We start from the raw sequence: 14201 nt of genomic DNA, 5'->3' as shown, positions 1-14201 counted from the left end.
ACCTCAGAAATTGATGATGAAAATTGCGATCGCACAACTCAATCCCACCGTCGGCGATATTACCGGAAACGCCCAACGCATTCTCGACGTCGCCCAACAAGCCACGGAAGCGGGTTGTCATCTTCTTTTAACCACAGAATTGGCTTTGGTGGGTTATCCGCCTAGAGACTTGCTGATCCGCCCCAGTTTTATCGAGGCGGCGATCGCCCAACTGCAAATTTTAGCCGAAAAATTACCCCCAGAACTTGCGGTTTTGGTGGGAACGGTAGAACCCAATCCCGAGTTTGAAAAACAGGGTGAAAAGCCGTTATTTAATAGCGCCGCCTTAATTCATCAGGGGAAAATTCAGCAGTTTTTTCAGAAGCGTTTGCTGCCGACTTACGATGTCTTTGACGAAGATCGTTATTTTCAAGGCGGAAAACAGAGCGAATATTTCACCTTATCTAATGCTACCTCATCTTTAAAAGTTGGGGTAACAATTTGTGAGGATTTATGGAATGACGAGGAATTTTGGGGCAAACAAAACTATGCTTGTAATCCGATGAAAGCTTTGGCGGAGAAAGAGGTTGATTTGGTGGTAAATTTGTCCGCTTCTCCCTACCAAGCCAGCAAACAAAAACTCCGTCAAGCGATGGTCGGATACAGTGCCAAACGTTATTCTACCCCGATTATTTATGCGAATCAAGTTGGGGGAAATGATGATTTAATTTTTGATGGGTTTAGTTTGGTTTTTAATAAAACGGGGGAATTAATCCGGGGTTTGGCTGGATTTAAGGCTGATTTTGCGGTGGTTGAATATAATTTTGCCAAGCAAGATTTAATAACATCAACGGTTAACTCGACCGAACATTCTAAAGCTTTATATCCTGAAAGTGAGGATGAAGAAATTTGGTTGGCGTTGGTTTTGGGCGTGCGGGATTATGTGCGAAAATGCGGTTTTTCTAAAGTGGTATTGGGGTTAAGCGGAGGAATTGATTCTTCGTTGGTGGCGGCGATCGCAGCGGAAGCGGTGGGTAAAGAGAACGTTTTGGGGGTGTTAATGCCCTCTCCCTACAGTTCCGATCATTCGGTTAAAGATGCCTTAGAATTGGCGGAAAATTTGGGAATTAATACGGAAACTTTAGCCATTGCTGAGGCGATGAAAGCCTTTGATATCGCCTTAGAACCCGTGTTTTCAGGAACAGAATTCGGAGTCGCCGAAGAAAATATTCAATCCCGAATTCGGGGAACATTATTAATGGGAATTTCTAACAAGTTTGGTCATCTGTTACTTTCGACGGGAAATAAATCCGAAATGGCGGTGGGATATTGTACGTTGTATGGCGATATGAACGGTGGATTAGCGGTAATTGCGGATGTACCAAAAACGCGAGTTTATTCGATTTGTCGGTGGTTCAATCAACACCATCAACAAGAAATTATCCCCAATAATATATTAACAAAACCTGCCAGCGCCGAACTCAAACCCGGTCAAGTCGATCAAGATTCCCTTCCCCCTTACGAGATTTTAGATGATATTTTGCATCGGTTAATTGAAAAGCACGAATCGGTTCAACAAATTATTCTAGCCGGACATGATTCTGAGATTGTTCAACAAGTGGTAAAATTAGTCATGCGGGCAGAATTTAAACGACGCCAAGCACCTCCAGGATTAAAAATTAGCGATCGCGCTTTTGGGACGGGGTGGCGGATGCCCATTGCCAAAGCGACCAGTGGAATTTAATCTTAAAAATTTAACCCCTGTGGTTGAAAAGTATAATTTGTTCTTGTTATCTACAGAACTCTGTGCTAGAACAGACAAGGTTACAAACTTGATTCAACCTTGCATCTGTTGATAACTATGCTGCAATCTTTTTATATTCTAGGGGCTGTAACTACGTTTGTGGTTAGTCTGAGTGCATTTCTACGTGATCGATCTACTCCTAAAAATCACGGGATTTCTTGGTTGATTTTGTTAGAAGCGACATTTTTTTGGCCGATTGTTGTTCCGTTATCCTGTTTGGAACGTCTTTTCAGTTAAGGAAACGATCGCTTTCTCGCTGCGGAAATTGAGCGAAATTTTAGGGTATTTTTAAGATTTGCCGTGAACGGTTAGGGCGTAGTCCCGAAACCGTTCTAAATCTTCTTTAATCGTTGATTCCACGACTCGTCCCAAAAATAAATTATCCATTAATTTACCCAAAATACCGGGAATTGCATAAGAAAAGGTTAACTTAACAATACTACTCCCGTGACGATCATAAAACCGAATTGCCCCCTGATTCGGTAAACCATCCACAGATTCCCATTGAATAATCTGATGGGGAACCTCTTTCAAAATCCGAGACAACCAACTAAATTGAAACTGACCTGCTGCCAATTTCCAACGGGATAATTCTGGATTATCTTCTAGAACTGTAACCGAATCAATCCACTTCATCCAACGGGGCATTTGTTCCAAATCCGACCAAAGACTCCAGGCTAATTCTATCGGAATTGGAACTTCTATTTGAACGCTATGTTCTAACCAGTCTGACATCTTGTTTGAGAGTGTATAGAGTAGATTTTGGAGAAGGAAAGTTAAAGCTTTTAACTCTAAAACTTTCCCTCTATATTTTCAGTTTAAGCCGTTGTTACCGCCGAGGGTTTCATCACGTTAGCGGTATTATTTAAAATCGCTTGTGCGGCTTGATGACCGGAAATCGTCGCGCCTTCCATGCTATCAATATAATCCTGTAGGGTGTAACTTCCCGCCAAGAAAAAGTTAGCGACAGGCGTTTTTTGTGCCGGACGATATACATCCATTCCCGGCGCTTCCCGATAGAGAGATTGTGCCAATTTAACCACACTATACCAGGTCATATTTAACTCTCTCGAAGAGGGGAATAAATCATGCACCTGTTTAAGAACGTGTTGGGCAATTTCTTCGTTGCTTTGCTTGATAAACGGATCTCCCGGCGTTAACACCAATTGCAACAGCGAACCTTCGCCCTGACGGTAATAATCCCCCGGACTCGCTAAAGCTAAATCGGCAAAACAGGAGAAATCCGCATCGGCAGTATACAACAAATTATCAATCCCCGCCGCCCGTTCTAACTGTTTGCGTTGCTGCGGATCGTTGAGTTCCGTTACCCAACCATCAAACCGCAATTGTACAGTCGCCACCGGCACAGTATCGAGTTTATAAATATTATCAAATTCCGACCATTTCCGCCAATCTTGCGGCAAGATTTTCTGAACTCCAGGAACATCACAAGCACAAACATAAACATCGGCTTTGATGGTTTCTTCGGTGTCACCAGAAGCAACAACCAAACCCGTTACATAGGTTTTGCCGTCTATTTGTTCGTATTGAATCTCTTTAACCCGGCGTCGGGTGTAGATTTTCGCGCCCCGTTCTTCGAGATAATTAATAATCGGTTTGTGCAGATATTCGTGGGGCGAACCTTCCAACATTCGCAACACCGAAGCCTCAGTTTTTGCCGCAAAAAATTGAAAAATGGTCAGCATACACCGGGCGGAAATATTTTCGGTATCGATAAAACCCAGTGCGTAGGCGATCGGGTTCCACATCCGTTTTAAACTGCCTTCTGAACCGCCATGACTGCGGAACCAATCGGCAAAACTAATCCGATCTAATTCTCGAATTGTTTTCATCGCCCCGTCAAAGTCTACCAGTCCGCGAACGAGAGGACTCGTACCCAAAGCGAGGGCATTTTTCAACTTATCATAAGCCGAAAGTTGAGAGGTGGTAAAAAAGGCTTTCAGTCCGTTAAATGGGGCGCCCGTAATGAAGCGAAAATCCAAACTTCCGGTCATTCCCCCCCGATTAATAAAGGTGTGGGTGTGTTCTTTTAACCGGAGATTTTCAATGGCTCCCACCTTTTTCATTAAATCAAATAGATGGTAATAACAGCCAAAAAAGACGTGTAATCCCATCTCGATATGATTGCCGTCGGGATCGACCCAACTGCCAACTTTTCCGCCCACAAAAGGACGAGATTCAAAAATTTCGACTTGGTGTCCAGCCTCGACGAGATCGACGGCCGTTGCCATACCTGCTAAACCTGCTCCAGCGATCGCAACCCGCATTCTGCCTATCCATAACCTAATTGTCTTCACAGATTGTAACAAAAAACGGCAATCTAAACACTGTAGGGGCGGGTTCTATCGGCCTCAAAAACCCGGTAACTTCTACGAAACCGGGTTTTTCTGTCACAACATCGGCACCACAGACCGGGGCGGGTTTATATGACTTGTCTGTGGGAAAACATATATCTGGGCGGAACCCGCCCTCTTTTCAACTGTCGAGGCGGGGAAGTTCAACGGTGAAGGTGGAACCCACTCCAAGGGTACTGGTGGCCCGCACGTAACCCTGATGGGCTTCGATAATTTGTTTAACGATCGCCAACCCCAGGCCAAAGCCGCCAGTTTTGCGGGTTCGGACTTGATCGACCCGATAAAAGCGATCGAAAATATGGGGTAAATCTTCGGGCGGAATACCGATTCCGGTGTCCGTTACCGCAATCATTACCCAACGGGATTCGTAGATTAATTTTAGGCCGATTGTTCCCCCAGAATTTGTATATTTAATAGCATTATTGAGAAGATTTTCAATGGCTTGACGCAGTAACTCGGGTTCGGCGCGAATTAAAATGGGGCGCCCGGGAAGTTTAGTATAAAAATTCAAATCTTTTTCTTTGGCTAAATCTTGATAATTGGGGGCTAAATCGGTCAAAAGTTTAGTCAGATTAACGGTTTGTAAGAACTCGGGATTGAGTTTACCTTCGTGACGGGCTAATAGCAACAAATGACCGATTAAAACCGTCATGGATTTGGTTAAATTGACGATTTTTTCTAGGCGTTGGCGGGGAATTTCATCGCAAGTTGGGGCGAGTAAACCAACTTGGGCGTTGCTGAGAATGGCGGCTAAAGGGGCGCGTAATTCGTGGGAAGCATCGGCGGTAAATCGGCTTTGGGCTTCGTAAGATTGACGAATGGGTTGCATTGCCATTCCGCCCAGTAACCAACCGGTTAAACCGATAACTCCCAACGTGATCGGCACGCCAATACTTAACAATAGACGTAATGTTTTTGTTGTATTTTCTAACGGTTCTAGGGAGGTTCCGACTTGCAAATAGCCGATCAGTATTTGATTGTGTACGATAGCGAGGGTTAATTCTCTAACTTGAATATTTTGATTGATGGTTAAGCTTTTAAAGCCGGAATTGAGGCGGATAGTTTCGGTGGGTGTTTCACCAACAAACTGAACCAGTTTTCCTTGTCGATTGTACCAGCGAACGTATTTTAATTCATTGCCCAAGCCGGAATTATTCCCCAGCATTAATAGGTTTTCAAATTCTAGTTTGGGTTGGGCTTGGCGGGTGTTAAATTCAACCGTTGAAGCGAGGGCGTTGGTTCGATCATATAACGCGCTATCCAGCGATCGCAGTTGGTGGCGAGTTTCGATATAATAAATAAAATGGGCAAATATAATTAAAATACCCCCCATTGACCAAGTAAACCAACGGGCTAAATTCCGACGACTTTGACTAAACATTTTTGATTAATACCATTTTTTTCTAATCATGCAACTTTTGACCTTCGCGTAGCGTGCTGTCAGGCCTATCCCCCCGTCGATCCCCCCTTAAAAAGGGGGGTGAGGGGGGATCAATTAGTGCGGCTTCATAAAGGATTGGTATAAACATTGGGCTGACTAATTCGATATCCTAAACCGTAAACCGTTTCTATCCAGTTGGCTGCATCCACCTGTCCTAAACGCTGTCTTAAACGTCTGACGAGGGTACTGACTGCATTGCTTTCGGGTGGGTTATCCCATTCCCATAAAGATTGTTCGATTTGATCTCGGCTTAAAACTTGGTTGGGATGGCGGAGAAAATATTCTAAAAGTTGCGATTCTCTCACCGAAAGTTGAACCTCTTTTTCTTCTCTTTGGACGCACAAACGGGTTAAATCTAGTTCTAAATCCCCCAATTTTAAACGGTCTCCTAACCAATGAGGAGAACGTCTCCCCAAAGCCCGAATTCGGGCGAGAAGTTCGAGCAAATCTATCGGTTTAACGAGGTAATCATCCGCCCCGCTATCCAACCCAATTACTTTGTCAGCAGTGGTATCTTTAGCGGTTAGGAGCAAAACGGGTGCTGTTTTCCCCATACTTCGATAGGTGCGACAGAGTTCTACTCCGGAAACAGCGGGCAACATCCAATCTAAAATCAGCAGATCATAATCGGTTTCGCCCATTAACCATTGGGCGGTGTATCCCGTTTCGACTCCATCCACAATATGTCCGGCTTGGGAAAGGGCGGTGCGGATGGGTTCTAATTGTTCTAGATCGTCTTCAACTAATAGGATTCTCATCAGTTGTTTATCTCGTTACTCTAGTTTATCAGACAATTGACCGAAAAGAAAAAATTGTCTTTTGTCCTCAATAGGCCCCCGATAAATATCAATTTATCTTGGTAGATAATCTTAGAGAAACACCTGTTGAGCCTTGCAAAATCTATTGTCAAAACTGGACGGAAAAAGTGCATAATAATTAAAAGTAGCACAAAAATTTCAGAGATGATTATGAAATGGAGAGATTGGCGAAAAATAGCCTATGCGGTGGGTTTAGAATTTTGGTTTCCCTTACCGTTAATTGGTTTAATCTTCTGGGTGGGAACGGGTTGGACAACCGCAGTCGTGTTGGGTGAAGCCCCCCAAATTGAGCGGATATCTGTGGAAGGGGAAACCTTACCGGAAGTTGAACTGGTGGTGAAAGGACAACTGATTTCTATTGAGGCTAAAATTTACGAACAAAGAGGTTATACCAAAGTCGATATTGATACCGATAGTCCCACCTTAAAAGAGTTAGAATTCGAGTTTCCGGTGATAGAGGTTGCGGATGTGGAAAGGGAACTTTCTCAAACCCTGAACCTCTCTCCCGCACAGCTTCGGACTTTGGTTCGTTATCAAATTTACGATTAATTTTTTCTGAGTTCAACCCCCTGTCATCTTCCTGTCATTTTTATTTTTTAAAGTAATATCATCGAGTTCAGAAAGGCAGGACAAGAAATGATTGAACCTAATCCCTTAGCAGGTTTATTTCCTGGAGCAACTGTTACCGGAGTTGTGGGGGGTTTTGTAGATGATGGAGACGATTTTACTTTAAATTGGTCGGGCGGTACTACCATTGTCGATCCCAACCCAATAGACGCCGATCAATTGGGTTTAATGATCGGGGAAACCGTTAACGTTTTTGTGGGGGAATTTGACGGTTTAGAAATTGATAGCCCCTCCATTACTCGCCCCGATGGTTCTGTCGTTTTGGGCGGAAATCAACCCGTACTTCCCCCAGAAGTTCCCGCCGATCCTTTGACTGGAAATCCTCCCGCTCCTCAATTGGATATTCCTCCAATGGTGCCTACAACTGTTACCGGAACAGTAATTAATTTAGTCGATAATGATGCGTTTCTGCTTGATATTAATGGCAGTCCGCTATTAGTTGATGCCAATTTACCGGATTCGGAATTTTTACCGTTAGTTCCCGGTGAAGTTGTCAATGTTGCGGGTGTATTGGATGATCAAGACTTCGATACTTTTTCAGTAACTCGGGTTGATGGTTCGCCCGTAATTCCGACTGCGGTTGCTCCTCCGCCTGCTCCTGTAGGTGTTCCTCCAATGGTGCCTACAACGGTGACAGGAACGGTAATTAATTTGGTTGATAATGATGCGTTTATGCTCGATATTAATGGCAGTCCATTATTAGTTGATGCCAATTTACCCGATTCGGAATTTTTACCGTTAGTTCCCGGTGAAGTTGTCAATGTTGCGGGTGTATTGGATGATCAAGACTTCGATACTTTTTCAGTAACTCGGGTTGATGGTTCGCCGGTGATTCCGACTGCGAATGTTCCTCCGGTTGTTCCTCCGGTTGTTCCTCCGAATGTTCCTCCGAACGTTCCTCCGAATGTTCCTCCGAATGTTCCGGGTTCAACTGTTACGGGAACGGTGATTAATTTAGTCGATAATGATGAATTTTTCCTCGATATTAACGGCAGTCAGTTATTAGTTGATGCCAATTTACCCGATTCACAATTTTTACAATTAGTTCCCGGCGAAGTGGTGAATGTTGCGGGTGTACTCGATGATGAAGATTTCGATGCGTTTTCGATAACTCGTGCAGATGGTTCGCCCGTAATTCCGAATGGGGTTGTTCCTCCAACAGTTCCTATGAGCGATCCTGCGGTTGTTCCTCCAACAGTTCCCGGTTCAACTGTTACCGGAACGGTAATTAATTTAGTCGATAATGATGAATTTTTCCTCGATATTAATGGCAGTCCGCTATTAGTTGATGCCGATTTACCCGATTCACAATTTTTACAATTAGTTCCCGGCGAAGTTGTCAATGTTTCCGGTGTACTCGATGATGAAGATTTCGATGCGTTCTCCATTACTCGCGCAGATGGTTCGTCCGTAATTCCAACTGGAGTTGGTGGACCCGGTGTAAATTACGATGATGATCGTTGGGATGATGATGATCGTTGGGATGATGACTGGGATGATGATGATCGTTGGGATGATGACTAATATCAATTCTTGATGTAGAAGCTAGATATCAATCCCCCCTCTCTTTGCAGGAGAGGGGTTGGGGGAGAGGTGATCTTAATCCCCCCTCTCTTTGCAGGAGAGGGGTTGGGGGAGAGGTCCAGAGGGTTGATTTCACAACTAGAACGAAGTCGGGACCAATTGCAACGGCTCGAGTCCCAACTCCTCGGGAGAAAGCGATCGCACTTCTAACAATGCCATCATATCCTTCAACCCGGGCTGACCCCGCGAGGCCCCGGTTAATCCCATCGCAATAATTAACCCACACCACCCCTGAGTCTTTTGACAGCGTGCGTCCCATTTTTGACGGGCTTCTTGGTGGGTGGGGTCATCTTCCAAAAATTCACCCAACAGGTGCAGATCGCCATCTTCGGTCCTCAAAATCCCCAAATCGTAATTACAGCCGGCGATGGGATCTTCGCCCGGATTAAAACAAATTCCGGTGAGTCCTCCGGCTTCTTGTATGCTTTGGATCAAAGTTTGAGCTTTCGGTTTAGAAGTTTGAATTAAAATCACCGGTAAACCGTCGCCATCTTCAGGAATATCGACTTCGGCATCTTGATAAAACTTGATGTGGTTTCGCAAATATTCTGCTGTGTCCCAAGGCATCACACCCAAACTCAACAAAGACTTGGGCGGCACCAGACCTTCAAGCAGAACCTGCGTTTCTTCTACATCTAAGTCATCTTCATCCTCATTTTCGGCTGTAGCTGCCATTTCTAACAGTTCGGTGGCCACTTCGGGAAGGGTTGCCACCGTTACCATGATTTGCTTTTTCTCGGCATCGGGTTGGGGAAAGCGGATACGATAGCGACGAGAAAGGGCCGGAAACTTGTGAGGCTTGAATTTTTGCCGTTCGTCTCGCAGAAAGCGATGCAAGGCTTCTAGAGCCACTAAAACGGTGGCGGCTTCTTCCTCGTAGAGAATCGAACGCAAGCCTTCTAAGGGGTGTAAATTCCCAAAACTCGGCTCGATTTCAGAAATGGGTTTGGCGCCGAGATGAACATCATCTTCGTCTTCAAAATCGCTGTTCGACTCGTAGGTGACGAATAGACAGTCTTGAGTCAGGAAGGCTTCTTCGAGGTTCAACGCGGGGTTATGTTGCACCACACGCTCGCGAAACTGTTTTAACGAGTCCAAAGAGCGATACATCAACACCCCGTAGTCCATCCCCAATTTCCCGAGGGTGGAAATGTAGAGGGTGTTGACGTCAAATTCGTTGAGTTCGATCGATAAAATTTGGTGTTCGCCCAGTTTTTCCCAGGGTGCATCTTCCCAAATGGCGTAGGCTTTTTCTTGGAGTGCAGAAGCGTACTGAGGGGGTAACTGAGGGGGACGGTTTTCGGCGACTTCTTGGAGTCCGCGAAAGATTTCATCAATCAGGGGTAAGTCGGGGACATATTCAATGGTGATGTCGAGATCTTGGAGAACCCCCCGCAGGAAAAATTGGATTTCGCGATCTTTAACGACGATTTTTTGAGGACGAGCCGCAGGAGTTGGGCTTTGGGGGTGTTCGATGGCTCGTAGCAAGGTACGGACGGTGGCTTCTGGCCCCAAGTCGGAAGCAACCATATCCATCGCTCGTACCATTCCTTGAGAGCCATCGACCCAAATAATACATTCGCTGCTGGCTGAGTCCTCTCCTTCGAGTTTAGAACTCGATTCTGGTGACACCGAACGGCGATCGCCTTCCCAAACACTGGGAATTTGGGGTAAGCTTTGTAGCCGACGTAGGGTTGAGCGATTGAGACGTGCCATCTAATATAATTTTCCGGTTGGCAATACGAAGATTGGGGACTTCCCCATGAGGAAGGTTCCACTAAGTCACGCTTTTAACGTTTATTTTAAGCTTAGGCTATCAACGACCGAGATTGCTAGAAACTACAATTTGTTTCGCTGCGATTGAGTGAGCCTGATTACCTGGAGTTACATAACTTTAACATCACTTCGAGCTTTTCGGGGAGAGCGCGATCGTGCTACTGCGTGGGAAAAGTGCCATCAAGTGCGATCGCAGGCTCCGGGAATCAGCGAGTTTTGGGTTGAGAGCGATCACAATTGGTAAAATACAACAAGATAGAGAAGAATGACCCCATTCACACGACCAAATACTGTAGATTAAGGAGTCGAGCCAATCCATGACACAAGCCGCTCAGTCTCAAGCTCAAGGAATTCAAATGACCGATTCTGCGATCAAGCAAGTTCTCCTGCTTCGAGAAAAGCAAGGACAAGATCTCTGTTTGCGCGTCGGTGTCCGTCAGGGAGGATGTTCGGGTATGTCTTACCTGATGGACTTGGTAGATGTCAGCACTATTCGAGAAGACGATCGCATCTTTGATTATGAAGAAGGTTTCAAAGTGGTTTGCGATCCCAAGAGTCTTCTCTACATTTATGGTTTAGTGCTTGACTACAGCGAGGCTTTAATTGGTGGAGGATTCCAGTTTACTAATCCTAATGCTGCTCAAACTTGTGGCTGTGGGAAGTCCTTTGCGACCTAGAACCCTTTGAAAAACCTCTGTTAAAATTCCCAATTGTAAACTTTTGTTTGCAACTTCCGTGAACTGCACAGCTTGGGTAACGATAGGTAATTGGCAAACATCACATCAGCTTGATGCTTGCTGAGAGCCTATCGTTCTCTCGTTGTGCTGAAATTATTACTGTTTAGAGATTGTGGTTGGTTAGTCCGATGAAAACTCCTGAAGAATTGTTTAAAGAAGGTTTTGAACGTTATCAAGCTGGTGAAGATCCTCAAGCTTTGATTCCGATTTTTCAAGAGGTTTGCGATCGCGCTCCGAAAAATAGTAATGCTTGGACGAGTCTGGCTTGGTTGTATTTACTGACGAATAAACCCTCATCTGCTTATAAAGCGGCGAAGTCTGCGGTTAAACTCAATCCCCACGATCCTCAAGCAAGAATTAATTTGGCGGTGGCGATGCTCGATCTCGATAAAAAAGGCGTTCGTCCTCATGTAGAAACGGCTCAACAAATGATTATGGCGGACTCAGAATGGCTCGATGAAGTCAAGAAAAATTTTGATGAGGGTTTATCTCGAAAACCTAACTGGAAAAGTCTGGCTAGGGTTCAAAAATGGTTGCTGGAAACCTGAAGATTTTGAGTAAGTATTTTTACCTTTTCTTGCCTCGCTGTAGGGGTGCGCCTGATTACAGTTTACAGTTATCACTTATGCAGTTCCCCGTTTTTACCGTTATCAATTCGAGCCTGTTTTCAGCAATCGGTTGTAACCTGTTCACTCTTCACTGTTGACTGTAAACCGTAAACTGGAAACTGTAAACTGGAAACTGTAAACTGGAAACTGTAAAAACCCGCCCCTACAAGGAGTAAAATAAATTTTAGGATGATGTTGATGTGAATCGATAAGCATTCTAACCTAGAGTTCGTGGCGGTTGAGATCGGTTTTAATGTTTAAAGAAGATCTCGATTTGTTTATAGTCTGTTACAAAGAATAACATAAATTTATCCAAAATTTAGCCAACCAATGATAAGATTTGGGAACTTCAGTCATTAACAATCTAGATTCACGGTTGACAGTAATTTTTGATAAAGCAAGGAGTTGTGAGAGCTATGACTATCGATAATCAAGTTCACGTTAAAGCAGAAACCCGCAATCACAAAGGTTTCTTTGTACAGCAAGCCGCTTACCAGTTAAAAAGTATTGACGATTCGGGTTGGGCGCTGATTTGTTTGGATGATGCCGTTTGCTACTATGTTGATCCCGATAACTTAGAATCAGACTCAGATGATGATTCAGAAGAATCAGAAAGTTAAATAACACTTCACTGATAAACACTGATTAAAAGAGATTTCTTTCAAAAGAGACTGGGTTGGGATAGCTGTACTGAAATCAGGTACAGCTATTTTTTTTGCGAAACCCGATGAGATCGGCAGTGCCGAAAAGGTGTAACATAGTATTAAGTGAGTTAAATTGTTAAATCCCGTTTTCCCCAGTGCAGAATCCTTCTTCTTCGAGCGCATTAATACCTGTCGCTGAATACTTTAAACTCCTTTCTGAAGTCAGTCGCCTGCAAATCTTAAACTGTTTGAGATCCGGAGCGATGAATGTCAGCGAGATTTCCGAAGCCACAGGTTTAGGACAAGCCAACCTCTCCAAACATCTCAAAATTCTCACGCAAGCGGGGATTTTGTCCCGTCAACCCGTTGGGGTCAGTGTTTACTACGAAATCAATGACCCCTTAATTTTTGAACTGTGTGAACTGGTTTGCGATCGCTTAAGTCATCGCATTCAACAGCAAGCTGAAGAAATTCAACAACTCAAAACCCTGCATTCGAGTTAACGCGCGCGCGATCGCAACTGTTGCGAGGATTAAGATCGGATTAAAATTTGATCTGTTGATTGAATGGTAATTTCGCCAATAACAACGCCAAAGCACAAGTATTGGTAATTCCCGCAAAGGTTAACCCCGCACCCACAAAACCACTCAACAGTAAAAACCAAGGCGAAACCAACGCACCGAGTAAAGTTCCGGTCAACACCAACGAACCCGCCACAATTTGCACCTGACGCATCAGGCCTGAGGGGCGCTTTTTTGTTAATTTTTGTTTCATAACCCCCGGCTTTCCAAGCCTCCAGTCCCCCCTGCAAACTGGCTAAATTTTCCACGTCCCAACCGCTTGTAAGTAACTGCTGCGCCGCTTGAATTGAACGAGAACCCCTTTGACAGTAGACGACCACCTTTTTTCCCGTGTTGGGAATTTGACCGGGGTTAAATTTCGATAACGGGACTAAAATTGACCCCCCAATATGTTCGGTTGCATATTCGACCGGTTCGCGGACGTCCACTAATGTTACATCCTGTTGGTCAAGCCATTGCTTGAGAATGGCGGCGTCTACGGCTTCGGGTTGGAGGGTTGTTGTGCTATTGGTCATCATCTCTGGTCCTCTGGGAGTTGATATGTATTTATCGAGTTGCTTTATTCACTATATTACTATACAGTTAATTAAAGATCATTACAGAAATAGCCGTGATCAAAAAGACCTGTTATCGTTTGTTTATCGGACTTGTAGCCATCGTTGCGTTATTGGTAAGCCATCCGACCCAGGCGTGGGCGGAAACGAACCCCGGTGAATTGGCCCAAGCCGTTCAAGAAATCGAACTTCTCGACCAGATCAGATCCGGTTTGGCTTCCACCCTAGAAGGTGGGACGGAAGAACCGACAGGAGAAACCTTTAAACAAGTCTGTAAACCCGTCGGAATGCGAGCCAAACAGCTTAGTGAAGAAAAGGGTTGGCAAGTCCAACAAATTGCCAAAAAATACCGAAATCCGGCTCATGCACCCCACAATTTGCGCGATCGGATCGCACTGGCGAAATTTGAACAAGATCCAGAATTGATCGGATTTTGGGATCGCGAAACCGTCAACGGAACCGAAGGAACCCGCTATTATCGCCGAATTTCCGTTGAAGCGAGTTGTCTGGCTTGTCATGGTTCTAAAAATTCTCGTCCTGAGTTTGTTCAAAGCAAATACCCTCAAGATTTAGCTTTTGATTTCCAAGTCGGAGATTTACGGGGGATGTATTCCGTATTTATTGCTGATTTAGAAGCGGCATTACAAACTAATAATTAAACGCCCTGGAGGTG

14 protein-coding genes and 1 pseudogene are annotated in these 14201 nt (G+C 44.7%); 8 read left to right on the top strand and 7 right to left on the bottom strand.

Features of this window, described 5'->3' with window-relative positions; all coding sequences use genetic code 11:
• Positions 1-16: 16 nt before the first annotated feature.
• Positions 17-1723, top strand: coding sequence for an NAD+ synthase (locus ACL6C3_RS26730; protein ID WP_413168422.1), 1707 nt, complete (start codon positions 17-19; stop codon positions 1721-1723).
• Positions 1724-2071: 348 nt separating this feature from the next.
• On the opposite strand, the gene ACL6C3_RS26725 is transcribed toward ACL6C3_RS26730, so the two are convergent.
• The 4 genes from ACL6C3_RS26725 to rppA form a co-directional block, all read right to left on the bottom strand.
• Entirely contained in the window at positions 2072-2518 is a 447-nt protein-coding gene (locus ACL6C3_RS26725) for an SRPBCC family protein (RefSeq protein WP_413162705.1), read from the bottom strand.
• A gap of 83 nt (positions 2519-2601) precedes the next feature.
• Positions 2602-4071: a 9,9'-di-cis-zeta-carotene desaturase gene (zds, locus tag ACL6C3_RS26720; protein WP_413168421.1), complete on the bottom strand. Its 1470-nt coding sequence runs from the start codon at positions 4069-4071 to the stop codon at positions 2602-2604.
• 208 nt (positions 4072-4279) lie between these two features.
• Positions 4280-5539: a sensor histidine kinase gene (locus ACL6C3_RS26715; protein WP_413162703.1), complete on the bottom strand. Its 1260-nt coding sequence runs from the start codon at positions 5537-5539 to the stop codon at positions 4280-4282.
• A gap of 125 nt (positions 5540-5664) precedes the next feature.
• The gene (gene rppA / locus ACL6C3_RS26710) at positions 5665-6357 is read right to left on the bottom strand and encodes a two-component system response regulator RppA (RefSeq protein ID WP_413162701.1); all 693 of its coding nucleotides are present in this window, start codon (positions 6355-6357) and stop codon (positions 5665-5667) included.
• A 210-nt stretch (positions 6358-6567) separates the two neighbouring features.
• On the opposite strand from rppA, the gene ACL6C3_RS26705 reads away from it, so the two are divergent.
• Both ACL6C3_RS26705 and ACL6C3_RS26700 read left to right on the top strand, forming a co-directional pair.
• Positions 6568-6966 (top strand): hypothetical protein, encoded by a 399-nt coding sequence (locus ACL6C3_RS26705; RefSeq protein ID WP_413162699.1) that lies wholly within the window; start codon positions 6568-6570, stop codon positions 6964-6966.
• Between the two features lie 87 nt (positions 6967-7053).
• Positions 7054-8568: a hypothetical protein gene (locus tag ACL6C3_RS26700; protein WP_413162697.1), complete on the top strand. Its 1515-nt coding sequence runs from the start codon at positions 7054-7056 to the stop codon at positions 8566-8568.
• Between the two features lie 138 nt (positions 8569-8706).
• Here the strand turns inward: ACL6C3_RS26700 and ACL6C3_RS26695 are convergent, their stop codons facing one another.
• A complete protein-coding gene (locus tag ACL6C3_RS26695) occupies positions 8707-10344 on the bottom strand; it encodes a DUF6930 domain-containing protein (RefSeq protein ID WP_413162696.1) in 1638 nt (545 codons plus the stop codon).
• Between the two features lie 377 nt (positions 10345-10721).
• On the opposite strand from ACL6C3_RS26695, the gene ACL6C3_RS26690 reads away from it, so the two are divergent.
• From ACL6C3_RS26690 to ACL6C3_RS26675, 4 genes are all read left to right on the top strand, one after another.
• On the top strand, positions 10722-11081 hold the full coding sequence (locus tag ACL6C3_RS26690) for a HesB/IscA family protein (RefSeq protein WP_413162695.1): 360 nt from the start codon (positions 10722-10724) through the stop codon (positions 11079-11081).
• A 188-nt stretch (positions 11082-11269) separates the two neighbouring features.
• A complete protein-coding gene (locus ACL6C3_RS26685; protein WP_413162694.1) occupies positions 11270-11689 on the top strand; it encodes a tetratricopeptide repeat protein in 420 nt (139 codons plus the stop codon).
• 476 nt (positions 11690-12165) lie between these two features.
• Positions 12166-12369 (top strand): hypothetical protein, encoded by a 204-nt coding sequence (locus ACL6C3_RS26680; protein WP_413162693.1) that lies wholly within the window; start codon positions 12166-12168, stop codon positions 12367-12369.
• A 179-nt stretch (positions 12370-12548) separates the two neighbouring features.
• On the top strand, positions 12549-12896 hold the full coding sequence (locus ACL6C3_RS26675; protein ID WP_413162692.1) for an ArsR/SmtB family transcription factor: 348 nt from the start codon (positions 12549-12551) through the stop codon (positions 12894-12896).
• A gap of 40 nt (positions 12897-12936) precedes the next feature.
• On the opposite strand, the gene ACL6C3_RS26670 is transcribed toward ACL6C3_RS26675, so the two are convergent.
• A complete protein-coding gene (locus ACL6C3_RS26670) occupies positions 12937-13128 on the bottom strand; it encodes a DUF2892 domain-containing protein (protein WP_413168420.1) in 192 nt (63 codons plus the stop codon).
• Positions 13129-13234: 106 nt separating this feature from the next.
• Positions 13235-13489 (bottom strand): annotated as a pseudogene (locus ACL6C3_RS26665) (rhodanese-like domain-containing protein); the annotation flags it as partial.
• A 95-nt stretch (positions 13490-13584) separates the two neighbouring features.
• Between ACL6C3_RS26665 and ACL6C3_RS26660 the strand changes: the two are divergent.
• The gene (locus ACL6C3_RS26660; protein ID WP_413162690.1) at positions 13585-14187 is read left to right on the top strand and encodes a DUF3365 domain-containing protein; all 603 of its coding nucleotides are present in this window, start codon (positions 13585-13587) and stop codon (positions 14185-14187) included.
• Positions 14188-14201: the final 14 nt, after the last annotated feature.

Source organism: Capilliphycus salinus ALCB114379, assembly GCF_047276495.1.
Lineage (GTDB): Bacteria > Cyanobacteriota > Cyanobacteriia > Cyanobacteriales > Microcoleaceae > Capilliphycus > Capilliphycus salinus.
The sequence above is the reverse complement of the archived record's forward strand: the minus strand, read 5'-3'. Positions and strand labels throughout refer to the sequence as shown.